Source organism: Cytobacillus sp. NJ13, from assembly GCA_030348385.1.
Taxonomy (GTDB): Bacteria; Bacillota; Bacilli; order Bacillales; family Cytobacillaceae; genus Cytobacillus.
Map to the genome: position 1 here is coordinate 727,975 of JAUCFP010000006.1, position 26,482 is coordinate 754,456.

24 protein-coding genes and 1 other annotated feature are annotated in these 26,482 nt (G+C 42.2%); of the genes, 18 read left to right on the top strand and 6 right to left on the bottom strand.

The features are described 5' to 3' along the window. Positions 1-8: 8 nt before the first annotated feature. On the bottom strand, positions 9-887 hold the full coding sequence (locus QUF73_03535; protein MDM5225272.1) for an AraC family transcriptional regulator: 879 nt from the start codon (positions 885-887) through the stop codon (positions 9-11). 106 nt (positions 888-993) lie between these two features. Here QUF73_03535 and QUF73_03540 point away from each other — a divergent pair, with 106 nt between their 5' ends. The 3 genes from QUF73_03540 (at position 994) to QUF73_03550 (ending at position 4,426) form a co-directional block, all read left to right on the top strand. Further along, entirely contained in the window at positions 994-1,947 is a 954-nt protein-coding gene (locus tag QUF73_03540) for an EamA family transporter (GenBank protein ID MDM5225273.1), read from the top strand. A gap of 135 nt (positions 1,948-2,082) precedes the next feature. Further along, positions 2,083-3,084, top strand: coding sequence for an LLM class flavin-dependent oxidoreductase (locus QUF73_03545; protein ID MDM5225274.1), 1,002 nt, complete (start codon positions 2,083-2,085; stop codon positions 3,082-3,084). Between the two features lie 337 nt (positions 3,085-3,421). Further along, entirely contained in the window at positions 3,422-4,426 is a 1,005-nt protein-coding gene (locus QUF73_03550) for a LysM peptidoglycan-binding domain-containing protein (protein MDM5225275.1), read from the top strand. Positions 4,427-4,458: 32 nt separating this feature from the next. Here QUF73_03550 and QUF73_03555 read toward each other — a convergent pair whose 3' ends face one another. Further along, on the bottom strand, positions 4,459-4,683 hold the full coding sequence (locus tag QUF73_03555; protein MDM5225276.1) for a hypothetical protein: 225 nt from the start codon (positions 4,681-4,683) through the stop codon (positions 4,459-4,461). Positions 4,684-4,885: 202 nt separating this feature from the next. Here QUF73_03555 and QUF73_03560 point away from each other — a divergent pair, with 202 nt between their 5' ends. The 5 genes from QUF73_03560 to QUF73_03580 all read left to right on the top strand — a co-directional run bounded on the left by QUF73_03560 (position 4,886) and on the right by QUF73_03580 (position 7,929). Beyond that, the gene (locus QUF73_03560; protein ID MDM5225277.1) at positions 4,886-5,311 is read left to right on the top strand and encodes a VOC family protein; all 426 of its coding nucleotides are present in this window, start codon (positions 4,886-4,888) and stop codon (positions 5,309-5,311) included. A 46-nt stretch (positions 5,312-5,357) separates the two neighbouring features. Continuing rightward, the gene (locus QUF73_03565; GenBank protein MDM5225278.1) at positions 5,358-5,777 is read left to right on the top strand and encodes a hypothetical protein; all 420 of its coding nucleotides are present in this window, start codon (positions 5,358-5,360) and stop codon (positions 5,775-5,777) included. A gap of 123 nt (positions 5,778-5,900) precedes the next feature. Next, a complete protein-coding gene (locus tag QUF73_03570; GenBank protein MDM5225279.1) occupies positions 5,901-6,458 on the top strand; it encodes a GNAT family N-acetyltransferase in 558 nt (185 codons plus the stop codon). A gap of 226 nt (positions 6,459-6,684) precedes the next feature. Continuing rightward, positions 6,685-7,329 carry a hypothetical protein gene (locus QUF73_03575; protein MDM5225280.1) on the top strand — a complete coding sequence of 215 codons (645 nt, stop codon included), beginning with the start codon at positions 6,685-6,687 and terminating at the stop codon, positions 7,327-7,329. A 12-nt stretch (positions 7,330-7,341) separates the two neighbouring features. Next, positions 7,342-7,929 (top strand): hypothetical protein, encoded by a 588-nt coding sequence (locus tag QUF73_03580; GenBank protein MDM5225281.1) that lies wholly within the window; start codon positions 7,342-7,344, stop codon positions 7,927-7,929. Between the two features lie 167 nt (positions 7,930-8,096). Here the strand turns inward: QUF73_03580 and QUF73_03585 are convergent, their stop codons facing one another. From QUF73_03585 to QUF73_03595, 3 genes are read right to left on the bottom strand one after another with little or no spacing between them, the layout of a single operon-like run. Continuing rightward, positions 8,097-9,188, bottom strand: coding sequence for an acetyl-CoA C-acyltransferase (locus QUF73_03585; GenBank protein MDM5225282.1), 1,092 nt, complete (start codon positions 9,186-9,188; stop codon positions 8,097-8,099). Continuing rightward, the gene (locus tag QUF73_03590) at positions 9,184-10,635 is read right to left on the bottom strand and encodes an AMP-binding protein (protein ID MDM5225283.1); all 1,452 of its coding nucleotides are present in this window, start codon (positions 10,633-10,635) and stop codon (positions 9,184-9,186) included. Before QUF73_03590 ends, QUF73_03585 begins: the two co-directional genes overlap by 5 nt. Positions 10,636-10,670: 35 nt before the next feature. Further along, positions 10,671-11,234: a biotin transporter BioY gene (locus QUF73_03595; protein MDM5225284.1), complete on the bottom strand. Its 564-nt coding sequence runs from the start codon at positions 11,232-11,234 to the stop codon at positions 10,671-10,673. A gap of 815 nt (positions 11,235-12,049) precedes the next feature. Here QUF73_03595 and QUF73_03600 point away from each other — a divergent pair. From QUF73_03600 to QUF73_03615, 4 genes are all read left to right on the top strand, one after another. Next, positions 12,050-12,814, top strand: coding sequence for an alpha/beta fold hydrolase (locus tag QUF73_03600; protein MDM5225285.1), 765 nt, complete (start codon positions 12,050-12,052; stop codon positions 12,812-12,814). A gap of 122 nt (positions 12,815-12,936) precedes the next feature. Continuing rightward, entirely contained in the window at positions 12,937-14,553 is a 1,617-nt protein-coding gene (locus QUF73_03605) for an AarF/ABC1/UbiB kinase family protein (protein MDM5225286.1), read from the top strand. Between the two features lie 110 nt (positions 14,554-14,663). Further along, positions 14,664-15,626, top strand: a complete 963-nt coding sequence (locus QUF73_03610) for a bile acid:sodium symporter family protein (GenBank protein ID MDM5225287.1) — start codon at positions 14,664-14,666, stop codon at positions 15,624-15,626. 391 nt (positions 15,627-16,017) lie between these two features. Next, positions 16,018-16,470: a S1 domain-containing RNA-binding protein gene (locus tag QUF73_03615; protein ID MDM5225288.1), complete on the top strand. Its 453-nt coding sequence runs from the start codon at positions 16,018-16,020 to the stop codon at positions 16,468-16,470. A gap of 169 nt (positions 16,471-16,639) precedes the next feature. On the opposite strand, the gene QUF73_03620 is transcribed toward QUF73_03615, so the two are convergent. Continuing rightward, complete coding sequence (locus QUF73_03620; protein ID MDM5225289.1) at positions 16,640-18,313, bottom strand: ribonuclease J; 1,674 nt, start codon at positions 18,311-18,313, stop codon at positions 16,640-16,642. A gap of 176 nt (positions 18,314-18,489) precedes the next feature. Continuing rightward, positions 18,490-18,714, top strand: a binding site (T-box leader). Positions 18,715-18,759: 45 nt separating this feature from the next. Between QUF73_03620 and proB the strand changes: the two genes are divergently transcribed. The 6 genes from proB to pdxA all read left to right on the top strand — a co-directional run bounded on the left by proB (position 18,760) and on the right by pdxA (position 26,414). Continuing rightward, on the top strand, positions 18,760-19,881 hold the full coding sequence (proB, locus tag QUF73_03625; GenBank protein MDM5225290.1) for a glutamate 5-kinase: 1,122 nt from the start codon (positions 18,760-18,762) through the stop codon (positions 19,879-19,881). After that, positions 19,881-21,113 carry a glutamate-5-semialdehyde dehydrogenase gene (locus QUF73_03630; protein ID MDM5225291.1) on the top strand — a complete coding sequence of 411 codons (1,233 nt, stop codon included), beginning with the start codon at positions 19,881-19,883 and terminating at the stop codon, positions 21,111-21,113. Before proB ends, QUF73_03630 begins: the two co-directional genes overlap by 1 nt. Positions 21,114-21,226: 113 nt before the next feature. Further along, positions 21,227-22,921 (top strand): PrpR N-terminal domain-containing protein, encoded by a 1,695-nt coding sequence (locus QUF73_03635; GenBank protein MDM5225292.1) that lies wholly within the window; start codon positions 21,227-21,229, stop codon positions 22,919-22,921. A gap of 185 nt (positions 22,922-23,106) precedes the next feature. Further along, a complete protein-coding gene (locus QUF73_03640; GenBank protein MDM5225293.1) occupies positions 23,107-24,099 on the top strand; it encodes a 2-keto-3-deoxygluconate permease in 993 nt (330 codons plus the stop codon). A gap of 13 nt (positions 24,100-24,112) precedes the next feature. Beyond that, positions 24,113-25,420, top strand: a complete 1,308-nt coding sequence (locus tag QUF73_03645; GenBank protein MDM5225294.1) for a four-carbon acid sugar kinase family protein — start codon at positions 24,113-24,115, stop codon at positions 25,418-25,420. Next, complete coding sequence (gene pdxA, locus QUF73_03650) at positions 25,407-26,414, top strand: 4-hydroxythreonine-4-phosphate dehydrogenase PdxA (GenBank protein ID MDM5225295.1); 1,008 nt, start codon at positions 25,407-25,409, stop codon at positions 26,412-26,414. Before QUF73_03645 ends, pdxA begins: the two co-directional genes overlap by 14 nt. The last annotated feature ends 68 nt before the right edge of the window (positions 26,415-26,482 follow it).

Below are 26,482 nucleotides of genomic sequence, written 5' to 3' on the forward strand. Positions count from 1 at the left end.
TGCTGCAATTAATTTCGATTCTTTTTGTACGCTAAAGGTGTCATATTCATATACTTGCGAAATTTTTCAATAAAGTAACTGCTGCTGTTGAAGCCTACTTTAAAGGCAACTTCTGTAACATTTGAGTCTCTTTCTTGTAGCAGGGGGAGACTTTTTTGTATGCGGTAATGAATCAAGTAGTTAATGGGTGTGGTCTTTAAGATTTTTTTAAAGTATCGGCAGCATTCGGAATTGCTCAGCCTTCCAGCTTTGGCAATATCAGCAAGAGTGACTTTTTCAGCAAAATGCTGATGAATCCAATTCAGCATTTCCTTCATCCGCATATGCTTTTCAACTTCAGTCTGGCTGTATTCCAATTGGAATCCGTTTCTGATTAACTGCTGCCAAATGAACGTCAGCAGACTGGTTATGTTAATCTCGTAAAATGGAGAATTGTCATTCATTAATTCCTTGATTTCCATGATGCTTTCTAATATGCTTTTTCCCCAATCCTCGCAGCGGTTCAGGATTATGTATGGAAGATTTGTTGCTGATATATATGGATAAATATAGCTGCTGTATAATTCCTGGGGAAGCAGGAAATGAGGGGAGACATTTAAACAAATATAAACGCAATCTCCGTTTAAATCCTCGGCCGAATGGAGACAGCCGCTATTGATGAAAATACCCTCACCTTCTTTAACTGACAATTTTTCCTCATTGATTTGGACAATAGCTTCGCCTTTTACTGACAGGATAAATTGAATCTCCTCATGCCAGTGCAAAGGGATTTTGCCTTGGATATTGTCTGCAATCTTCGTTTCGTAGCAGGCCACAGGCATCACCACTGTCCTGTGGCTCGTCAGCTCTTTCAGGCTTTCATCCACTTTAAAATCTTTAATCTGCAAAAAAAGCCACCTCAATATAGTTATATTTTTTTATGATATTTAGCTATTTTTATCACAGGATTTGAATTATTATAACACTATTATTATATTTAAGGTGGAATTTAACATGAAGGGACGTTCAAGGAGTACAGGTTTATTGCTTGTTATTTTTGGAGCTTCATTTTGGGGTGTTGGCGGAACAGTTGCCCAAAAGCTTTTTCAGGAATTTGGCATCTCTGTTGATTGGCTTGTCACTGCCCGTCTTCTGACAGCAGGTGTTCTTCTGTTAGCCGTTCAATTTCTGCTGAAAGACCGCTCTCAGGTATTTGGAGTCTGGAAAAATAAAAGGGCAGCCATCATGCTCTTGATTTTTGGCCTGGCAGGCATGCTGGCCGTGCAGTATACCTATATGGCTTCCATTCATCATGGCAATGCGGCTGTTGCCACATTGCTTCAATATCTGGCACCGGCTATGATTATTATTTACCTGGTTTTACGGAAACAATCGGTATTTTCAAGACAGGATTTTGTAACAGTTTCCCTTGCCCTGGCAGGATGCTTCTTTCTTTTGACCAACGGTTCTGTTTCTCAGCTATCCGTACCGGCACCGGCCATTGTATGGGGAGTTCTATCTGGTGTGGCACTCGCATTTTATACTTTGTATGCTGTCCCGCTGCTGAAGGAATATGATTCCCTTGTCGTGGTTGGATGGGCGATGGTTATTGGCGGATCTGCATTGAGTTTCATCCATCCCCCTTGGCAAATGAATTTCGGCAGCTTAACGGCTGAAGCATACCTGTATTTGGTTTTCGTTATTATTTTTGGGACAATGCTTGCGTTCTGGTTCTATATTGAAAGTCTCCAAACCCTTTCTCCAACGGAAACCAGTCTTTTAAGCAGCCTGGAGCCCCTCGCAGCAGTATTTACTACTGTTATCTGGCTGAATGAACCATTCGGAATGTTCCAATGGGCGGGTACAGCCTGTATCTTTGGCATGATTCTGCTGCTGGCATTGAATAAACAGAAACCTGCAAAGAATAGTGATTGTGCTGAAAAAGATGAACCGCTAAGAGTGAGCTGAGAACCAGTCCCTTTAAAAGGGGGCTGGTTTTTTCTTGCTTAGGTTTGGCAATTTCGCTCAAACTAAGCATTATATTTTCCTAAATTTATTTCGGTTGTTAAAATAAAGTCAATTCTTCATGAAGGAGATAATAAAATGACTAATATACAAATACCTGTTTCTGTTTTGAACCTTGCCCCGATACGGGAGGGGAAGGAAAGCAGGCAGGCGATCGAGGATCTTGTTGATCTGGCTCAGGCAACAGAGGAGATGGGCTACAAACGCTATTGGATAGCGGAGCATCATAATACTCCAACATTGGTTAGTTCTGCCACTGCTATTTTAATAAAACATGCATTGGAACATACAAAAACCATTCGCATTGGCTCCGGCGGAATTATGCTGCCGAACCATGCACCATTAGTTGTTGCCGAGCAATTCGGAACGATGGCGACCATTTATCCGGATCGTGTTGATCTTGGTCTCGGAAGGGCACCTGGTACGGATATGATGACGGCTAATGCGCTTCGCCGCTCGAAGAATGATTCTGTTTATACATTCCCAGATGATGTTAAGCGGCTGCTGACATATTTTGGTCCATTAGAGGAGCAAAGCTATGTAAAAGCACACCCGGGAGTGGAAACGAACATTCCGATTTATATTCTTGGCTCTTCGACAGATTCTGCCTATTTGGCTGCAGAGCTTGGGCTTCCGTATGTATTTGCCTCACACTTTGCTCCAAGATGGATGGAGGATGCCATCCGGATCTACCGTGCCAACTTTAAGCCTTCGAAGTATCTCGATAAGCCATATATGATGGTTTGCTTAAATGTCATTGCAGCGGAAACGGATGAAGAAGCCGAATTCTTATCTACCACGATGAAGCAGTTCTTCTTGAATGTTGTCAGAGGAACTTCCATGAAATTGAGCCCGCCAGTCGAGGACTTGGATTCGATCTGGAACCCAATGGAAAAGGAAGCGGCAGAGGGAATGTCAAGCGTGACCTTTATGGGCAGCAAAGAAACAGTCAAGGGGCAGCTGGAACAGTTCCAGGATATGTACAATGTCGACGAAATCATGGCGGTTTCTTATATCTATGATGAAGAAAAACAAAAACGTTCATATGAAATATTTAAAGAAATTACAGACGGCAAATGAGCGGGGAAATATTCCCCGCTTTTTTGTATTTCTCGGGAAAGCGCAGGATTAGACTTTTCTTGCACTCAGCGGTCGTATCGTGACTTTTATTGGCGGAAAATGAAGATCCCTGGAAATTAGGGGATATCTATGATTTGCTGTTTGTACAGGGCTAGCATTGGTACACAAACCTCTGAAAAGTATTGGTGTTTCATGCTGATACACAACCTACGTCCATTTTATTAGCTTTCCCTGGTTTAGAGAATACCCTGCAGTTTTATTAGTCATGCCAAAAAGTGAGGATAATTTCCTTTAGTTTTATAAAAATAATAAAAACTAAATGGAAAGGACATTGATCATGAAAAAATGCATATTTCTTTTCTTCAGTCTTGCATTAGTCTGGCAAACCAATTGGACCGCTGTACAGGCGGAAAACAATCCCCGCAATATTTATGAGGTAAAGCAGGGGGATACCTTGACAATGATTGCCAAAACATATAGAACAACGGCAGGGGACTTAAAGCAATATAACGGCTTGCAGACAGACAGACTTTTAATAGGCCAAAAGCTGCGTGTTCCAATTATATACAAAGTGGCACCCGGTGATACACTCTGGAAGCTGGCGGAAAAATTTGATTCGGCTGTGCCGATTATTAAAGCAGCTAATGGGCTTTCTGCCGACGGTTTGAATGCAGGGCAAAAATTAAAAATTGTTCCTAAGAAATTAGCCATGGATGGTAAGTTCGTCCTCATGACGAGAGAGGAATTCCGGGATTGGATTTTCAATCAGAAATTTACGAGAAAAGTGGCCAAAGTTCAGCAGCATCACACCTATCAGCCATCTTACAAACAGTTCAATGGCTCAAATCATTTTGCTTTAATGAAGGGAATGGAGGAGTATCATGTAAGCGGCATGAAGTGGAGTATGATCAGTCAGCAATTGACCACTTTCCCGGATGGAAAGGTGGCAGTGGGGAGGCCGTTCGATTTAGCACCGGAAGGATCATTTGGACTGCAGAATAAAGAAGCTATGCACAAGATCGAAGCGGATGCGATAGCGATTGAAAATCTTGGGAATTTTGACGATAATCATATGACTGCGGAACAAAAAGAAACGATTGTGACAGTCACAGCTCTTCTGATGCTGAAATATGGCCTGGCGCCATCCATTGACAGCATTACCTATCACCATTGGTGGGATATTAACTCCGGTGAACGGGTGCTGGATAGCAGTCATGGACATGCAGTGAAAACCTGCCCCGGCACTGAATTTTTTGGCGGGAATTCGACTGCAAGCGCTAAGAATAACTTTTATCCTCTAGTTAGGAACAAAATGCAGGAAATCAGAGGAACATTGCACTAATGAGAAAAACCCGCAGCTGGTGCGGGTTTTTCTCATCGCTTTTTCTTTTTCTTTTTATCATCTTCTGCTGCAAGCTTTGCTTTATTTACACTTTCAAGCTCTACCTGTACATGAATTTTACTTTCCTCTACTGCCGTTACGCTGGTCACCTTGCCTTTGCGTCCTTTAATTTTGACCTCTTCGCCTTCATTTGGAACACTTTTGCGAAGCTGGTTTAATAAAACATTTCTCCCATCAAGATAATACACCGTAAACATTCTCATCACACCTTTTTTCTATGGAATCTGGTACAAGTTATTGCACCTTTTCTATAAAATATAGGCTTAGTGATAAAAATAGACCGATAATATTAATTTTTCATTAAGAATAAAAATAATAGTTGCGAACGTACGTTCTTTGTAGTAAAATCAATTTGTAATAAATGTTAAGAAAAATGAAAAAATTGGGGAGTTGATTAAAATGACAGTTAAAGTGATTCCTTATTTAGTGATGGACGGAAATGCGAATGAAGCAATTGAATTTTACAGAGAAGCATTAGAAGCGGAAGTTCTGTATAAGCAGACATTTGGGGAAGGGCCGGAAAACCCTGAATATCCGTTGCCTGAAGAAGCAAAGGACCGCATTATGCATGCAACTGTAAAAGTCGGGGAGAACGAACTCATGTTTAGCGATACATTCCCAGGCCAGAATCATCAAATCGGCAATCAGGTGACCATTTGCCTTTCTACATCAGATTCTCAAAAATCGCAGAAATTTTTTGAAGCTCTACAGCAGGGCGGGCAAGTGACGATGCCTCTACAGGAAACATTTTTCAGCCCTGCATATGGAAGCGTAATTGACAAATTCGGAGTGAATTTTCAAATCTATACAGAGGGCGAGCATTAAGTCAGGCAAAAATATAGAACCCACTCCATAAAATAGGAGTTAGAAGATGAGCATCGTTAATTATCTTGGCTGTAATGTTCTATTGCCAGTCAGTGATCCTGAGAGTGATGATGAAATCATTATAGGTGATTTCTTCTCAGATGAAGAAATGAGGGCAGAGGTACATAAACATCTGTCAGCAAAATATATCTACGAGGTATCCTCTAGTCAACACGGCAGCATTTGGTTTAATAAATACTACAAAAAAGACTATCCAAAAGGTCACGAAGAAGGGCAGCAAATCTTCAAATCTTTATGTGCTTTTTTAGATCAGCACCTTGCATCAGGGGATTATTGTGAATTGTATACCTGCTGGGTTGGCGACGAAGCGGAACAGCCTGAATACAAGGACTGTATTAACCTTCATGACTTTGATATCGATAAGATTGAAGTACTTGAAAAATCATTGCTTGTCATCAGCAAATAAATGTCTGTTTGAGCCATTCCTTTATGGAGGAGGAATCGGCTCTTTTTTAATGAACTTGTTTAATTTTGGCTTGGTCATAGTTCATGATAGAAATATCTATTGAGAAAAAGAGAGGGGATTTTTATGATAATAAAATCAAAAGAATACATAGTTAAAAATTTGAACTATATTATAAGATCTGCAGTCGAGGAAGATGCAAAGGAATTATCTGAAGTTAGGGTGCAGATTGATGGCGAAACGGAGAACATGGACCGGGAGGCAGGCGAAGCATACATAGATGAAAAAGGTTTTAAGGAGTTAGTTAATAAAGATTCCATTAGTGGCCAGAATATATTTTTGGTTGCGGAAGTGAATGGGAGAATTGCCGGCTTCTCCAGATGTGAAGGCAGCGAACTGAAAAGAAGCGGTCATAAAGTGGAATTTGGAGTATGTGTGCTCAAGGAATTCTGGGGCTTTGCTATTGGAAAAAACCTATTAGCTCAGTCTATTCAATGGGCGGAGTCTCATCATATTAAGAAAATTACTTTAAATGTTCTAGAAACAAACGAGAAAGCAATTAAGCTTTATGAGCATAATGGCTTTGAAATTGAAGGAATATTAAAAATGGATAAGCAGCTGTCTGATGGCAAATATTACAGCACTATCGCAATGGGAAGGATTAGTGATAAAACTCTAAGATGAATATTTTTGCGCGCCTCAAAGCAAGAAGAGAATACATGAAGGAGTAAAACACGGCGGAGTTGCCCCGAAGAATTTTGCTTCGCTGTTTTCTTGGATATCAAATCCAAGTCTGCTGTCTAATTCATTATACTCGGATCCCGGAACTGCTTCTCATCATTTCCACAACACCGTACCCCTTATATAATAATTGAATATAATTTAACATACGTCAGCTAAGGAGTATGTTATGGACAATCAACTAAAAGAGATAGTCGGAGTAACTTTAGCTGCGATAGGAACGATCATTTCAGCTGTCTCGACCATACCTGCAAAGTCAGAAAAAATGGAAAAACTCTTTGAGGGCCTTGATATCGTGGGGAACAGCCTTCAAGCAACAGGAAACGCTCTTGAAGCAGAAGGACAGAGTGGGCCATCACTTGAAAAGCTCGGCAATGAAATACAGGCAATCGGAAACAGTATAGTCATTGCCGGATTAACTTTAGACTTAGAAGGTGAAAATGAAGAGAAATTAGTGATCGCAGGAAACTGGCTTCAGGCTCTTGGCGGAGCGACAGCACTTGGAGATGAATTTGAGGATCCCACTGCAGCGGGGCAGATTTTTAATATAACCGGCAATCTGCTTCAATCGATTGGCAATTCCCTTCAGGCAATCGGAGGTACAATTAATCTCAGGGAAAAAGAGAGGGGAGAATCGGGAGAAAGCGCAAATAACATTATTGCCATTGGAAGCTGGATTCAGGCAGTCGGCTCTGTTTTATCAGTAATTGGCCAGCTTCAGGAGGAGAATCAGGAGACTTCTTCTGAGAGCAGTGAAGAAAACAATGAACCTGACTCAAAATCTTCTGTGTGGCTAAATGAAGAACTTCTTTAGAGAGGGGTAATCATGTATCTAGAAGGAGATGTTCTTTTAACAATCGGAGCTTATTTTTTGGTTGCGGGCACATTTATTTCTGCGATTGGTGAAACCATGAAGCCAGATGAAAACAATTTCAACAAAAAATTAATACGCGACGGAAACGGAGTCCAGGCGGTTGGCAATAGCCTGCAGGGATTTGGAAGGATACGCATAGCTGAAGGAAATGAAGAAGCAGTTAATTTATATGGAATTATCGGAAGCTTTACACAGGCAGGCGGCAACTCCATCAACACTGCTGCAATCAATATCGAAATTCAAGATCCATCAGTTTCTGTGTCAGCCTTTAATTCACTGGGCAGTACCATTCAATCCATGGGTGCAGCATTGGAAGCTGCGGGAGTTGAAAACGGGGAAAACAATATGCTCAGCAATCTCGAGACTCTGGGTTACTCATTAATTTCCGTATCGGCCATCCTTGACGCTATAGGAATTCTTATAGAAGATGAAAAGAGCATACAAAAAAGACTGCTTCTGGCAGCAGGGGGATGGCTGGAATTCATTGGTGCATCTCTTGGCGCTTATGTAATAATCCAGGCAGCTGAGGAAAATGTATGATTTTGCATTAATAGAGAAAATAAACGGTTATCATGATGATATCAGTTGATATGTGTCGCATAGCTATATGCTAGCAGATAGTATCTTTGCGCTAATTCGTCGGAATTTACCGTTGTTTGTACAAAAAAACCTGGAATAACACTACTCCAGGCTAACTTACAGTTTTATTATACCCCTTCAAACAAAACGGCAACTCCGACGCCACCACCGCTTCCAATGGCTGCTAATACATATTTGGAAGAAGGTCTTCTTTGGATGTCATAAAATAATTTTGTAATCATCACAGCACCTGAAGCTCCATAAGGGTGGCCAATTGTAAGGGCACCTCCATTAACATTCAGTTTTTCATAAGGAATGGAAAGTTCATTGGCGCATGCTGCTATTTTTGAGGCGAATGCCTCATTAATTTCAATTAAATCAATATCGTCAATTGTTAAATAATTTCTTTCCAGAATAGCTTGTATGGCTGGGACAGGTGCAAATCCCGGATAGTTGGGGTGTACACCTGCTATTGCACTATCGGCAAAACGCAGAATGGGCCTGTATCCATTTGTTATTGCTGTTTCTTCCTCCATGACCAGCGCAGCAGCTGCCCCGTCATGGATGCCGCAGCTATTAGCTGCTGTTACAGTGCCATCCTTTTTAAATATAGGCTTTGCACGTTTAAGAAGAGTCTCCATTTTTCTTTTTCTAAAAAACTCTTCATCATGCAGATGGCTTCCAATTGGGATCATTTCCTCTGTCAGCAGTCCATTTTCAAAAGCTTTCCAGCTCCGTTCATAGCTCAATTTTGCGTATGTATCCTGACTTTCCCTTGATATGCTGTACATCTCGGCTACATTTTCCGCTGCTGCACCCATATCGGGGTCTCCGATTTTGTCCGGGGAGAAGCGGGCCCTTTTGGAAAATGGCGAGGTGCTGGCACTTTCTGTACCACCCGCTATATAACAAGTCCCGGCACCTCCCTGGATGTAATAGCATGCCAATCGAATGGCTTCAAGACCCGCACTGCATTGCCTGTCCAAGGTTATTCCCGGAACAGACAGAGGGAGTCCTGCTTCCAATGCAGACAAGCGGGCTACATTCCCGCCAGGTCCTACGACATTGCCCAAAATGACGTCATCAATTTTATCTTCTATACCTTCTGCCAGATAATTTAGAAGCGGGGCAGCAAGTTCATGTGGCTCATTGTCCTTAAGCATCCCATTTACTTTTCCGATAGGTGTTCTTTTTGCCTGTACAATCACTGCTTTCTTAATGGCTAATCACCTTACTTTCGATGGATTCCTTCAGCTGGGCACGGGCAATTTTTCCGCCGGCTGTGTAGGGTATTTCTTCTGTGAAAATCCATCTGCGCGGAACCTTATATGAGGCTAAATGTTTTTTACATAGGCGCTTTAACTCTAGGGCATCAGTTTTGCCCTTGATGACCGCAGCTGCAATTTGCCCCCAATATTGATCCTCCAGTCCAATCACAGCAGCCTCCTCGACATCCGGGTGCAAACTGATCACTTTTTCAATTTCTTCAGGAAAGATATTAATAGCTCCATATAATATCATGTTCTTTTCACGGCCGCTGATGTATAAATATCCTTTATCATCAACATAGCCCATATCATCAACGGTTGCCCATCCATCCTGATCCTGAATGGAATGGATTGTTTCATTTGAAAGGTAACCATCGAAAATAAGTTCGCTTCTGACAAATATTTTGCCAATTTCATAAGGAGCAAGTTTCTTGCCGTCTGTTCCTCTAATTTCGATTTCAACACCATGGCAGGGCTTTCCGACTGATCCTGCTATATCTTCATCCGAAAGAAACGTTACATAGCTTAGTTCACTGGCTCCATAAAATTCGATCATTGAGAGCTGGGGGAATATTTTCCTGATTTCCAGTTTCGAAGTTTCATCCCATTTCGCACCTGAGGAAAAGATTTTTATCGGTTTCTCTATGATTTTTTTTTCTTTTAAAATAGCTGAAACCATCGTCGGAACTGTATAAAGTGTGCTGATGGGCTGCTCCCCGATACATGAGAGAACCTGGGGTGCACTGAATTTTTCGAGCAGGTGAACCGTTCCGCCCGTACAAAGCGTACTTACAGCTCCATACAAGAAATGAGAGTGGATAAGTGCCCCTGGAATCAGGACGTGTTCCTTCTCATTCATCTTAAAATCATGATGGTTCACCTTGAAGCTGGCCGCCCAGGATTTATGGGAGCGGATAAACGCTTTAGGGCTTCCTGTCGTGCCTGAGGTAAATCCCATATAAAATGGGCTGTTCCTTTCTGAATCGATGTGAAACGAAGTGCTTTGACCGCAGATTTCTTCCAGGGCATCCTCCCAGATAAGCACGAAAGGGTGCAGGCGGGCAATCTGGTCATAGTATTCTTTAAGTGTAATCACAACAGAAGGGTTGGATATCTCGATCCGCTTATTAAGTTCTTCGGCCTTCCATTTTAAGTCGAAAGGTACAGCTGTCCATCCAGCCATGGAGGCACCTGTGAATAATTGCAGAAAAGGAATTCCATTTGGCAGCAGGATTGCTGCAGTTTTATTGGTTACAGATAAAGAATTAAGCCAGTTAGCAGTTTTGCATAGATGAGAGCTCCATTCTTTATAGCTTAAAGTTTGGCTTTTCGAAATGATTGCTGCTTTATTTGGAAATTCTTCGGCGAGCTTTTTTATATTGGATGTTATATTGGTCAACGGGTTGTTCCTCTCCTTATGGAAAAGGAGACACCTTATAGTGTCTCCAGAGATTTAGAAAATTGCTTATTGATTATCGGATGCTTATGCAGTCTGTATACCAGGAATGATGCGAGAGTCGCCTTTAACACATCTCCCGGGATATAAACGAGGCTTAGTTTGATGGCATCAGCCAAAGGTATATTCATCATATATGCCTGTACCGGAATGCCAAATAGGTAGATTAGGAATATTCCGACGGTCAGGTTTATGAACAGGATATTCTTTAATTTTAACGTCTTGAAGCGTGAGAGTAAATAGCCGATAAAAAATGCTGTAAGCGGATAGGCAATCAAGTACCCTGCGCTGGGCCCGAAGAAAACCCCAATGCCGCCCCGGCCTCCTGATAATAAAGGCGCTCCTGCAGCAACCATGAGTAAAAATACTGCCATGCTGATTCCGCCAAGCCTTGCTCCTAAAACACCGCCGGCCAAAAGGACGCCAAGTGTCTGCAAAGTAATTGGAACGGGAGTAAAAGACAGCATGATAGGAGGAACAAGACCGAGGGCTCCCATCACTGCTGCAAATAAAGCCACATAAGTCATCTCTTTAACTTTCATAATACCTCTCCAATTCAGATTAATAGGTTAACTGGTTTCATTCTATGGTTTACATAAAAGTTTGTCAACCTGATAAATTTTTAGTTTACATTTATATTTGATTTTCTAAAGAGGCTTTCAAAAGGAGATTATCCGCAGGTAAACAGGTATTTAATTTATTTTTTTCAGAATAGGTGAAATTTAGATACAAAGCTTAATTTTAAAGATGTACTCTTTTTTTGATAATAGTATAATAATAGTATAAAAGGGTTTTTTTAGGAGGGAATATATACACTTACGAGTCATTTGTAACAGATGGGTCATTTACCTTATTGTAGCCAGTATTTTATAGCTTTTTATTGGCCGCCGTTATACTGCTCATTTTTGTTTTAACTTCAAAAGCCAGAGGTATTAGCGGAACAGCGGTTGTGTTTATATCACTTATATTAATTATCATCTCTGGCCAAGTCTTGATTTTTGACGCTATTATCGCAGATGAGCCAGGTTTAGGCGGGGACGGAACCGCCAGTTTGCTCTTCCTGGGAATTGCTGTATTAAGTCTTGCAAGCCCGATTCTCTTTATTATAAGAAAAAAGGAGGGTTGAAATGGGCTCCTCGGAAATTGGGAAGTTAAGGGAGGTGCACACGACACTCTAATGTGAGGGGTATTATCTTTGGTGTATGTTACGCCATCCTTATCAGGGTGTTAATACTTTCTATAGTCTAACCGCTCCATATATGTTTTGGACGGTCTTTCTTCTGATTAAATACAAGTTGACAGGTCGGAATAGTTGGTTATATAATATGAATAATTAATTCTGAGGGAGGAACAGACTATGAATGAACGTTATCCTGTTATGAACGGTGCAGAATCATTCTACTATGAAGGCAATGAGATCGGGATCCTGATCACACATGGTTTTCTTGGAACTCCCCAGAGTGTCCGGTTTTTGGGAGAGTCATTTGCCAAGCTTGGCTATACCGTCTTTGCTCCAAGGCTTAAAGGCCACGGCACACATTATAAAGATATGGAAAAAACCTCTTATGAGGATTGGTTTGCTGAAGCGGAAAAGGGTTATCAATTTCTAAAAGAAAGATGCACATTTGTTTATGCTGCAGGTCAATCGATGGGTGGCGCATTGACACTTTGGCTGGCTAATAAATATCCTGAAATTGCAGGTATTGTGTTAATAAATGCCGCTCTCCGGGTTCCGTGTTATGAATATTTAAAAGGGAAAACAAATCCCAGGTACATTGATGAAGGTGCACCTGATATTAAAAAAGAGGATGTAGAGGAAATTACGTACGGGAAAGTTCCGGTCCCCTCCATCTTCGAATTGCAGAAAATCATGGAAAGAACACCAGACTTATTACCTTCCATTAAAACACCTGTATTAGGCTTTAAGTCGATAGAAGATCATGTTGTGCCTGCAGAATGTACAGATTTTATTTTTGAGAAGATTGGCTCAGCGAAAAAGAAAGCTATATCGCTTTATAACTCCTATCATGTGGCATCCATGGACCATGATAAAGAAAAGATTGTTAACATAACTCATCAGTATATCCAGCAGAATCAAGCAGGCAGCTTGTCCTTTGTGTAAGGACGGGCTGTTTTTTTATGTCATGAAACTTTCTAAACATGATATCGGAAAAAAAGAAAAGGGTATTCAGCCTGCATTACAGAATAATTCAGTACATCTTACTTGGGAAGAGGATGATGGAAATGAAGGAGAGAAGTAAATGGTTCCGTATGTACAAAGTGTTTTCTTTGGCACTTCTCATTATAGTTCAAATTTACTGGTATAAATGGACACGCAAATCAGAAGCAGAATGGGAAAAATTATGGTCTGGCATCGGGAAAAGATTCCGGACAACACTATTTGAATTGGAAGGGCTGCTGATTAAGATTGGTCAGTTCATCAGTATTCGTTCTGATTTGCTTCCAAATGCCTTCATCCAGGAGCTTCAAGACCTGACCGATAAGGTACCGGCATCGGAATGGAGTGAAATCCAGAGGATTTTAAACGAAGAGTGGGGCAGTGAGCTCTCTAAAAAGGTGGTAGCGATTGAAAAAGAAGCCATAGCATCAGCTTCGATTGGGGAGGTATATAAAGGCGCTCTGCAGGACGGCTCAATTGTAGCCATTAAAGTACAGCGTCCAGATATTCAATCAATCGTACATACCGATTTCCGTACCCTAAGTATTCTTGTCTGGTTTGCGGATCGGTTTGTCCCTATTCCGAAGGGATTCATTAATTTAAAAGTCCTATTTCAGGAGCTTAAGCAGGTTATTGAGAGGGAGCTAGACTTTACAAAGGAAAAGGATACCCTGCTTTATTTTCAGGAGCGATTTAAAGATAATGAGATGGTTAAAATTCCTGGCGTGCATCAGGAGCTTTGCACCTCAAAAGTGCTTGTCATGGAATGGGTGGAGGGAAAAAGGCTCAATGATTCGGCAGCGGTTGAAAAGCTTGAGATACCCCGTCAGGATCTGGCCCGCCGTTTGATGAAGATTTTCATGCCGCAATGGCTGGAACCTGGGATGTTTCATGCCGATCCCCATCCAGGAAATGTGCTGTTTACAAGGGAAGGGCGGATTATTCTTCTCGATTTCGGAATGGCCGGTGAAATTTCAAAAAAAGATGCAGTCTCTTTTCAGAATTTAATTGAATCCATTCTCGCTAAAAACTACAGCAAAGCGGTCGAATGTCTGTCACAGCTAGGATTTTTGCTGCCGGATGCTAATGCGGGAACAATGGAGAAGCTTCTGTCAGAATGGTTGTCATTTGACCTATCTCAGGGAAAGGATATGGATCTAGTGGCCCTTAAGCTTGAACTAAATGATCTAATTGCTGCTCTTCCGATCCAGGTGCCAACCCGCTTTGTTTTTCTGGGCAGGTCATTTATGACAATAGAAGGGATTGTTCGCCACCTGGCACCAGAAGATGATCTTCTTGAGCTTAGCAAACCAGTTTTTACAGAGTGGTTAAGCTCACAAGGGAATAAATGGTCATTTATTTGGAGCATTATTCAATCCCAGCCGCTCTTTAAAATTTTTCATTCAGCAGCGGAATTCCTGGAAACACCGCGAAAATTGGAAAAAATGAAAGAGGCAGGGCAAAGAAGGGAGTTTCAGTTTACGATCTATGAAAATCGGAAAAAGCAGCTTTTTCAGCTATTCCTCCTAGGTTTAACTGGGTCAGGCTTTGGCATTTATTTAGATGAAATGCTGATCATGCAGTTATCCGCAGGCATCGCAGCCATTGCGCTTGCAGCGTTTGGAGTGAATAGCTGGAGACTGGGAAAATGGCTGAAATATATGCCGGAAAAACGGAGATAATCAAAAGAGCCGATTTTAGGCTTTTTTTACTATTTTGATATATAGCCAGCCAGATTATGATAAAATAATTAGTTAGGTAAACAATTATACGGAAAAGGAGAGTACTCAGTGTGCTAATTCAAATCAATAAACAGCTGGAGAAAATGATGCCATTGATTACTCCAATAAGCGTGGTTCTAGGTGTTATGATCGCTGGTTATATCAAGGATGTTGCCTTTATCATCCCTTGGGTTTTTGCGTTTATGACGTTTTCAGGCAGTCTGAACTCTAGTTTTAGCAGTTTAAAAGAAATCATTCATCATCCAAAGCCGCTTTTTCTCATATTGTTTCTGCTTCATATTTTAATGCCTCTTTTTGCATGGAGCACCGGTACACTTGCGTTCGGTGATGATTCTTTAACCATTACCGGGCTGGTATTGGCTATGGCCATTCCGACCGGCATATCGAGCTTCATCTGGGTTTCCATTTATCGCGGAAATATTCCGCTGACATTGTCCATCATTCTGGTAGATACCTTTCTGTCACCATTTATTGTTCCGCTGACATTGTCGGTATTTTTCCAGAAATCTGTACAGATCGATGCTGTGCCGATGATGGCTGGATTATTCGGCATGATTGTTCTCCCTTCTTTTCTTGGCATGCTCTTCAATCAATTTGCAGGAAAAAGCGCTGCAGCCTTAAGCAGTCGCCTCTCTCCTTTTTCAAAGCTTGGAATGGCTATTGTGGTCATGCTGAATGGAGCTGTCGTCGCCCCGTATCTGAAGGAGATAAATCTTAAATTGGTCCTCATCGGGCTTGCTGTATTTTGTGTGGCGTTTATGGGCTATCTTATCTCTTTCATCATTGCAAATTTACTGAAATACGATCAGGGCACGACTGTGGCTGTTACGTTTAATGGCGGAATGAGGAATATCAGCGTTGGCTCAGTCCTTGCAGTCACTTACTTTCCCGCTCCTGTTGCCGTTCCTGTTGTCATAGGCATGCTCTTTCAGCAGGTATTGGCGTCCCTGTATGGGATCATAATGAAGCGCCATTTCAGCAGGAAGGTTCTGCAGGAAGGTCATACTGTGTAAGGTTTAAGCTCCTGTTTCAGGAGCTTTTTTTTTGCCATTATTGTCTTAAAAATAAATTTTTGATTAAATTAACCTTCCGCACATAAAATCCAGCTATCCGCACATAACAAAGCGTTATGCGCACATAAAAATTTTTCTCTGCACATAAAAACGCGGTATCCGCACATAAAAAATTTTTTTTATATAAAAGGGTGCAATGCGCATACAAAATTAGCTTAAATAATGGCCCAACTAGCAATTAAGTACATAAATTTTAATAAATTTGACCCAAAAATATGATTTATCCCAAATTTTAACGGGTAGAATATCGTGGGGATATCGCCGGCATTGAAATTATCTTAAAAAAAAGTTATAATAAGACGTTGTTAACACTACCGAGGGGGAAGTTTTTTTGTCAATCGAAATTGGAAGTAAGGTACAAGGAAAAGTAACAGGTATTACAAATTTCGGAGCTTTTGTCGAATTGCCAGGCGGTACGACAGGTCTTGTTCACATTAGTGAGGTAGCTGACAGCTATGTTAAAGATGTGAATGAGCATTTAAAAGTTGGCGATGAGGTAACTGTTAAAGTGCTTAGCGAGAAGGAAGGCAAAATTGCCCTTTCCATCAAAAAAGCAGTGGACAGACCGGAAGGCCAATCTTCTTATTCTCAGCGCCCGCCGCGCCAGGGAAGAGATGATCGCCGCGGCGGTTCCAGAGATTTCCGTTCTAAAGGAAACTTTAAGCCGAAGGAAAGCTTTGAAGACAAAATGGCAAAATTCTTAAAATCGAGTGAAGAAAATATTTCGTCATTAAAGCGCAATACTGAAGGAAAGCGGGGCGGCCGAGGCGGACGCCGCGGATAAGCAGCCCTTTAGATAGAGTGAAGCTTCAATCAGTGAGCTGATTGTTAGTTGAACCAATCGGGCCTATACGGTCAGTTTGACAGCCGCTGAACCTATGGATCAAAGGGTGGGGCTTACTGACCATTAGACTGCGATAAAGGCAAGCCGTTTTAGGCTTGCCTCTTTTCGTTTAAATTTCAATTATAATCGGCAGAATCATCGGTTTGCGTTTTGTTTTTTCAAATAAATACTGCCCGAGTGATTTCTTAATGCTCTGCTTGATGACATTCCACTGGCTTTTATCCTGTTCTGGGAGATCATTGACGGTTTTTTCCGCAATCCGATTTATTTCTCTCAGCAGATCTTCGGATTCCCGTGCGTAGACGAAACCTCGTGATATCGTATCAGGTCTTGATATCATTTTGCGCTCACTCTTGCTCATGGTCAGCACGATCACAATCATGCCATCCTCGGACAGCTGCTTTCTGTCGCGGAGCACGATGCTGCCAATATCACCAACACCCACCCCATCAACATAAGTATCTCCGGCAGGTACCCGCCTTGTCTGGCGTGCTTCTCCGTTCTCAATATCAACGACATCCCCATTTCTAATGATGAAAGTATGCCCGTTTTCAACACCGATGGATTCGGCAAGCAATTTATGGTGGTGAAGCATTCTGTATTCACCGTGTATCGGAATAAAGTATTTCGGCTTCATCAATGTGAGCATAAGCTTTAAATCTTCCTGATAGCCGTGGCCGGACACATGCATCCCTGTTGAGCTTCCTGAACCGTATATCACGCGGGCTCCCAGCTTAAACAGATTGTCAATGATTTTTGAGACATCGCGTTCGTTGCCCGGAATTGGGGATGCTGCTAAAATCACGGTATCCTCAGGATGAATCTCAGCATCACGGTAATTTCCGGCAGAGAGGCGTGAGAGGGCAGCCATCGGCTCACCCTGGCTGCCGGTACATAGTATGCACACCTTTTCAGGAGCCAGATTCATGGCTTCTCTTGGATTGGCAATCATCCCCTCGGGAACTGTCAGGTATCCGCGTTCAATGGCCACATCCACAACATTTACCATACTTCGCCCAAGCAGGACCAGCTTTCGGTTTGTTTTTATCGCGGCGGCCACAACCTGCTGAACACGGCTCACATTGGAAGCGAAAGTTGAGATGATGATTTTGCGCGGTGCTTTCATAAATGCTTCCTCAATGTTTTCTCCGACAATATGTTCTGTTGGAGAAAAGCCAGTCCGCTCAGCGTTTGTGCTTTCTGAAAGAAGGGCCAGCACTCCACTGCGGCCGATTTCAGCCATCTTATGGATATCAGCATGCTCCTGATTTACAGGGGTTAAGTCAAATTTGAAATCACCGGTATGGACAACATTGCCTTCTGGCGTATTGAAAACAATTCCCAGACAGTCTGGGATGCTGTGATTCACCTTGAAAAAGCTCACCCCTATCTCACCAAAATCAAGGCGAGAGTCAGAATTAATGCTTATTAGCTCTGAATCACCAAGCAGGCGATGCTCCGTTAATTTTAATTCAATCAGCCCAAGCGTAAATCGCGTGGCATAAACCGGCATATTGATTTTTTTGAGAAGATAGGGAACCCCGCCAATATGATCCTCATGTCCATGTGTTACAATCAGCCCGCGGATTTTATCCCTGTTTTCCTCAAGGTATGTGATGTCCGGAATGATCAAATCGATTCCCAATAAAGTCTCATCAGGGAATTTACCCCCAGCATCAATCACGACAATATCGTCATCATATTGGATCACATACATGTTTTTTCCAATTTCATTGATGCCGCCCAGAGAAAATATGGATAATTGCTTTCCGTTTGACTCCATATGTAAATCCTCCCACTAGTCATTTTTTATTAGCATTCCCGATTGTGCCTGCTTTATCATACCGTGTTGCACACAGTTTGAAAGTTTGTGTGGGGATTTTACTCCTTTAAATCAGCGAATTTATTATTGACATAAAATTCTGAAGGATGCATAATTATTCTAATTATAAGAAGAATTCAACAGCCATGACAGGGAACCAGTAAGTAGAAATCAGGCAAAAAGAGAGCGGGATTCACCGGCTGAAAGATCCTGCAGCCTGCAAAGCTATTGAACCTAGCCCTTGAGCTGCCAGGCAAACCTGGCCGAATTTCCTGCGTTAAAGGATTTTCAAAGCGGGCACTTGCTGTGTGAAGTGCCAATGAAGGTGGTACCGCGAAAGACTAAGCTCTTCCGTCCTTTTTAAAGGGATGGGAGGGCTTTTTTTATTTGATTGGATGGTGGATAGTGTGAAAAGAAAACGAATTGTCGTCAAAATAGGAAGCAGTTCACTGACAAATACAAATGGCGGACTTTGCATCGAAAAACTTGAGGAGCATGCAGCTGCACTTACCCGTTTAAAACAGCTTGGCCATGATGTCATCCTGATTTCATCCGGGGCAGTAGCAGCAGGTTTTGCTGACTTGGGCTACCCTTCCCGGCCTGTGACCATTGCCGGAAAACAGGCGGCTGCTGCAGTCGGGCAAGGGCTGCTGCTGCAGGGATATACTGAAAAGTTTAAGAAACATGGGATTGTAGCTGCACAACTGCTGCTCACAAGGCAGAACTTCCTGCACAAAGAACAATATCAAAATGCGAATGCAACTTTAGGGGAACTTTTAAAGCGAAATGTTCTCCCAATTATTAATGAAAACGATTCGGTATCGGTGGAGGAGCTGGCATTCGGCGATAATGATATGCTTTCTGCTCTCGTAAGCGGACTTGTACAAGCACAGCATTTAATCATTCTGACAGATATCAATGGCATTTATGATTCAAATCCGCGAACAAACCCCAGTGCGAAAAAATATCATTTTATCACAGAAATCACAAAAGAAATGATGAAAGCTGCTTCTGGTTCGGGCTCCAAGGTAGGGACCGGCGGTATGGTGACAAAGCTGGAGGCGGCACGGACAGCTCTTGCGCTGGGAGTACAGGTGTTTATTGGGGTTGGCAGCGGGCCGGAAAAATTAGTCGATATCCTCAATGGAAAAGGGAACGGCACTTATGTTGGCAACAGTTCAAAGGCAAGCGTTAGGACATCCAAGCAGTGGCTGGCTCTGCATTCAGTACCTAATGGGAAAATTGAAGTGGATCAGGGTGCGGCACATGCGATGTTATCACAAGGAAAAAGCCTTCTGCCTGCGGGTGTTACGAACATAACCGGGCACTTCCTGGTAAATGATGTGGTTGAAGTTATAGGGCCAAAAGGAGACATCATCGGCAAAGGCCAGGTTAATTTTTCATCTGAAGAATTGAGCGATATCAAAGGGCTGCCAAGCTCTGAAGCCATGGTGATTGCTAACAGCGATCGCAATGTGGTCATTCATCGTGATCATTGGGTAAGCCAAAAAAGAAGGGAGACGAGATAATGGAATTGATTCAAAAAGGGGAAAAAGCAAAGATAGCTGCGGGGAAGATGGCGAATATGTCAACGGACCAAAAGAACCGGGCATTGGCATTAATTTCAAAACAGCTAAAGGCTGAGAAGCACTTTATTTTAGCCGAAAATGAAAAAGACCTTTCTGCGGGAAAAAACAACGGCATGAATGAATCATTGCTCGACCGGCTTCGGCTTGATGAAGTCCGGCTTCACGATATGGCAGACGCATTAATTCAGCTTACTCACCTGGACGATCCGGTTGGGGAGGTTATATCTGCATGGGAACGTCCCAACGGACTCGCCATTACACAAGTAAGGGTCCCGCTTGGCGTTGTCGGCATGATCTATGAAGCGCGTCCAAATGTAACAGTCGATGCATCCAGCTTATGTTTGAAGACGGGAAATGCTGTTATGCTGCGCGGAAGTTCTACTGCTATTCATTCCAATAAAGCAATTGTGAAAGTGATTCATCATGCATTGGAAAAGAGCGACCTGCCAGCTGATGCAGTTCAGCTTATTGAAGATACAAGCCGGGCAACCGCTTCGGGAATGTTCAGACTGAACGATTACCTGGATGTCCTGATTCCGCGGGGAGGAGCAAAGCTAATTAAGACCGTTGTTGAAAATTCCACAGTCCCAGTGCTTGAGACAGGTGCCGGCAATTGTCATGTCTATATTGATGAAAGTGCTGATAAGGAAATGGCGATTAACATTGCCATCAATGCGAAAACACAGCGTCCATCCGTTTGTAATGCATGTGAAACGATCATTGTGCACAGAGATTGGGATGGCCTGAACGAACTTGTGCTTGCACTAAAGGAAAAAGGGGTTACCATTCACGGCGATGAAGGTGTATGCGGGGAAAAGATCATCCCAGCTGCGGAAGAAGATTGGGCCAATGAATATTTAGGCTTAGAGGTCGCATTGAAAGTGGCGGAAAGCGTGGATGAGGCAATCATTCATATTAATCGCTATGGCACCAGCCATTCTGAGGCCATTGTTTCTTCAAACCCTGATAATGTGGAAAAATTCTTGAATGAAGTCGATGCAGCGGCTGTTTATCATAATGCATCCACACGCTTCACGGATGGATTCGAGTATGGGTTCGGCGCTGAAATCGGGATCAGCACCCAAAAGCTCCATGCCCGTGGTCCGATGGGACTGCCTGCTCTGACTTCGACGAAATATATTGTGAAAGGGAATGGGCAGATAAAGAAATAACTGGCCGATACATTGACCAGCTTGTATTTTGTTATAAACTGGATTTCGAAGCTATTTTCCTAATTATTGGTGAGCCTTTAAAATGAATGGTAAGATACATTTAGGTGAATGTGATGAAAATAAAGACATTATTTATTGCTCCTTATCCTGCTATGCTTCCATTAATTGAGGAATGCAGGAAAGAGGAAAAAGAACTGGACATTAAAATAGCAACTGGAAATCTGGGTCAGGCACTCCCGCATGTGAAAAATGCCGAATCTGAAGGTATTGAAATGATCATCAGCAGGGGTGGAACAGCAAAGCTGGTCCAACAGGAAACAAATATCCCTGTTATTGATATTCAGGTATCCGGGTACGATATGCTTCGGGTGCTAACCCTTGCCAATGATTTTCCAGGTAAGAAAGCGATTGTGGGCTTTTCCAACATAACGCTTGGTGCAAAAACGATTACTGACATATTGGATATTGGTATAGAGGTTTTTACGATTCAAAAGGAAGAGGAAGTAGAAGCCCTTGTTCTAGAACTGAAATCCAAGGGTTTTGAATTGATCATGGGTGATGTTGTAACTATGGAAGCTGCTGCTAAAGCAGGCCTCGAGGGAATCCTTATACAATCCGGCCGTGAAGCTATCTTTGATGCATTCCTTAAAGTGAAATCGGTGTATCATTCTTTTCGCAGAAAACAGCAGGAAAACGACCTTCTTCGGGCAATTATTAAGGAGAACACTGACAATATTATCATTTTTGACAGTAATGCTGAATGTGTATTTGAACAATGGAATACATTTTCTTCTCCTCCCATACTCGTAAATGATTTACAGAGCCTTGTACACCGGAATGGAAATGCAGAATCCGTTGCAATGATTGAAGGTATAAAGGGAGATATGCTTAAAGTTCAGGTTTCAAGCCTTGAAATTGCCGATGAAATCTATACTCAATTTATTATTAAAGAGCTTAATAATATGAAGAGTTCTTCAGAAGATCTTAACTTGGAATCAGTGTCTCAGCTGCCGATGATCATCCATGAAAGTGAAGCAATGAAAGATTGTCTGAAGGCTATATCTGCAGGAACAAACCGAAATTTATGGCTTTTAATTGGTGCTGCAGGCACTGGAAAAGGATTATTAGCACGCTATATCCATTACTTAAAGCACCAGGGGGCCGGTTTGCTGCTTTCTATACATGCAAAGGAAACAAGAAGAAACTTGGATCCCCTTGATGACGACATCCGATCCATATATGTTTATGGTGCTGAGGACATTTCAGCAGAAGAGAAACCACAATTGTTCAAGCAGTGTCAGAAATGGGCAGAATCGGGTAAAGAAGTGATTCTCTCCCTATCCAGTGAAATTCAAGAGTTTTATTCCCTTCTTTTTTACGAAGAAACAGTTCGCATTTATATTCCCTCTTTAACAGAACGCAAGGATGATATAAGAGCTTTAACAGCTTATTTTATTGCATATTTTCATCAGCAATATGGAACCTCCGCAGTAAAAATCAGGGAGGATGCGATGGAGCTGCTGGAGCAATATAAATGGCCTGGCAACACCGCTGAGCTGAAAGCATTCCTTTTTGATGTCTTGGCAGCTGAGAAAGGCTATACCATCAGTAAAGAGTCTGTTTCAAGACAGCTGAATCGGAAGCACCGGCCAGTTCAAATTGAAGAAAGTCTGTTAAATGGAACGCTGGATCAGATTGAAAAACGAATTATCGAAGCAATTATGAAGGAAGAAAACCAAAATCAAACAAAGGTGTCAAAACGGTTAGGCATTAATCGGTCGACATTGTGGAGGAAGCTGAAGCAATAATATTCAGCTTCTTTTTTGTTTTAATAAGTGTTTAAAAATGCAACAAATAATATAAAAGTAGAAAATACCAATCTATTTTTCTGCGAAAAGTGTTGAATTTTGCATTGAAAGCGTTTAATATAAAACTGTAATCGTTTTCATTAATTGTTTAAAATTGAAACATAAATAAAGGGGATGTTAAAATTATGAAGATCAAAGCAACTCTTGAACGTATTCCAGGCGGGATGATGGTAGTTCCGTTGCTAATTGCAGCAATACTTAACACTTTTGCACCTGATTTACTCCGTATCGGAAATTTTACTCAAGCATTGTTTGTTGACGGTGCATCAGCTTTAATCGCTTTATTCCTATTATGTACAGGTGCACAAATTAACGTAAAATCTTTTGGTGTTTCAATAGGAAAAGGGGCGACCCTTCTAACAACGAAGTGGGTAGTTGGTGCGGCATTTGGGTTAATCGCTTACATGTTTGCAGGCGAAAATGGCCTTTGGCTGGGTTTGGCGCCAATTGCGATTATTGCAGCTATGACTAACAGTAATGGCGGCCTATTCGTTGCACTTGTTGGCCAGTACGGAAGCAAGGAAGACCGTGCAGCTTATTCATTGCTGGCTCTAAATGACGGTCCATTTTTAACAATGGTGGCTCTATCCATATTTGGTGCAATGGGCTTTGTTGATGGTATGTTCTCATTGCAATCATTCATTGCCGTACTGCTTCCAATCCTGGTAGGTATGGTATTGGGTAACCTGGATGAAGAAATGCGTGTATTCCTTGATAATGGAAGTTCCATGCTCATTCCATTTTTCGCTTTCGCCCTTGGAATGGGAATTGACTTCGGTGCAATTGTAGAAGGCGGTCTGTCAGGTATTATTCTTGGTCTATTAACAGTATTCGTAACTGGTACAGCTGGATATCTAGTGTTTAAAGCGTTTAAGTGGAACCCAATTGTAGGTGCTGCCGAAGGCTCGACTGCCGGGAATGCTGTAGCGACACCAGCTGCCATTGCAGCAGCAAGTGCAGGTTTTGCTCAGTATGCTGAATTGGCTACAGTTCAAGTGGCGGCATCAACTGTGACAACCGCAATCCTGCTTCCGCTGTATATAGCGTTTTTGGTTAAGCGTCTAGAGAGAAAAGGCTATGAGTTTAAAGAAGGAAACCTGACGAAAGTTAATGGCTAAGGATGTGGTTCTTGTGTTTGAGAAATTTGGAATTATAGCGGATGATTTAACGGGTGCTAATGATTCAGGAGTACAGCTGGCGAAAAAAGGGCTGGCTGCCACAGTTATGATGGATTTTACCGGGAAAAACATTCAATCTGATCCTGATGTCTTAATTGTTGATACTGATAGCCGCGCAAAAACACAAGAAGAATCATATGAAGCAGTGGAAAAAGCTGCTTCTCTTCTTTTTGAAAAAGGCTATGCTCATGTCTATAAAAAAGTGGATTCAACATTAAGAGGAAATATATCAGTTGAACTGGCAGCGCTTGAAAAGGTATATCGCCCGGAAATCGTTGTTATTGCCCCTGCATTTCCCAAAATGAATCGTACAACGGTGTCTGGACATCATTATGTAAATGGTAAACTGATTACAGAAACAGAGTTTGGAAGAGATCCAAAGACACCTGTAACGGAAAGCTTTCTTCCTCTCATGTTAAAAAAGTATGCAGGAAAGGATATTGCCCTGCTTGACCTGGATTTGATCCGCGGAGACAAAGCAGATATTCTTGAATTTATTGAAGAAGCTGTAGCGGCGGGTAAAAACTGGATTGTATGCGACAGTGAAAGGGAAGAGGATCTGCAGGTAATTGCCGAGGTTTTCACAAGCCTTCAGAAAAAAACGATTTGGACTGGCTCTGGTGCTCTAGTTGAATATTTACCGGATGCACTAAAGCTAAGATCTCATCATGAAAATGAATACGAGGATAATAACATCAGGAAAACACTCACAATTTCAGGGAGTCTGTCCCAGGTTACAAAAAAACAGCTTTCCCGGATTAGAGAACTTGATCAATCTTATTTTGCAGAAATCAATCCTGTTCAATTGGTTAATCATTCAATAGACCTTGAAGCAGTCATTGAAGAAATTGGACAAAACCAGGATAAAAACCATTTTGTTGTTTATGTTGATTCCTCCAATCAGAACCGGGATGCAGCCCGTATAGCGGGAGAAGCAATAGGATTATCAGGGCGTCAGATTGGTGAGAGGATTGCCATGGGACTGGGGCAGCTTGCAAACAGACTTGTAAATAAGTTCCCGGAACTCGACGGCTTGATTTTAACAGGCGGAGACATAGCAAAAGCTGCTTGTTCAGAATTGGGAATTCAGGAAATGGAGCTCCACACAGAAATAGAACCGGGTCTCCCTTTTGGCCGGCTTCGCAGCAAGGAAAAAAGCTATTGGGCTGTTACAAAAGCAGGGGGATTCGGAAATGAGCAATCCCTGGTTAACGCAATACATTATATGACAAGAAAGGTTGAGTGCAATGAGTCAAACTAAACCAGTAGTAGGCATTACAATGGGGGATGCAGCAGGCGTAGGGCCGGAAATTATTTTAAAAAGCCTGGCAGATGCTGAAATGTATGAAATAAGCAACCCGCTTGTCATTGGTGATAGAAAAATTTTAGAGCGGGCCAAATCATTTGTTGACAGCGGGCTTGTTATTGAAGCAGTAAAGGCAGAGCAGTTAAACGAGATCCCTTATAAGCATGGAGTAGTACATTGCCTTGATTTGGACCTTTTGCCGGAAGACCTGCCAATTGGCAAGGTTTCACCCGAAGCTGGCGACGCTGCATTTCAATATTTGGCTAAAGCGATCGAAATGGCAAAAGAAAACCGAATTGATGCGATCTGTACTGCACCCTTAAACAAAGAAGCATTGCAAAAGGGTGGCCATATGTATCCAGGTCATACAGAGATTTTAGCGGATTTGACCAATACCGCAGATTATTCCATGATGCTTTCCGCACCAAACTTAAGGGTTATCCATGTGACAACACATGTTGGTATTATTGATGCAGTTAAAATGATTAATCCTGAAAGAGTGTACCACGTGCTGAAGCTGGCCCATGACACATTGAAAAAAGCGGGCATTGAATCACCTAAAATTGCTGTTTGCGGAATCAATCCTCATGCAGGCGAAAATGGATTATTCGGATATGGCGAAGAGGAAGAAAAAGTAGTTCCTGGAGTGGAGAAAGCACAGGCAGAGGGCATTGATGCTATAGGGCCACTGCCAGCTGACACATTATTTTTCAGAGCTGTCCGCGGCGACTTTGATATTGTAGTTGCTATGTACCATGATCAGGGACATGGGCCTGTTAAGGTATTAGGACTGGATGCCGGGGTTAATATCACAGTCGGCCTTCCCATCATTCGTACAAGCGTTGATCACGGAACAGCCTTCGATATTGCCGGAAAAGGCATAGCTGACGAGAAAAGCTTAATGGAAGCCATGCGTCAGGCAGTAGAGCTGGCTCCAAAGAAGAAATAGGCTTATTTTAACCTGCCCGGGGATAATCAGCACCCCCGGGCGGGTTTTTTTATAATTTAATAGATAAG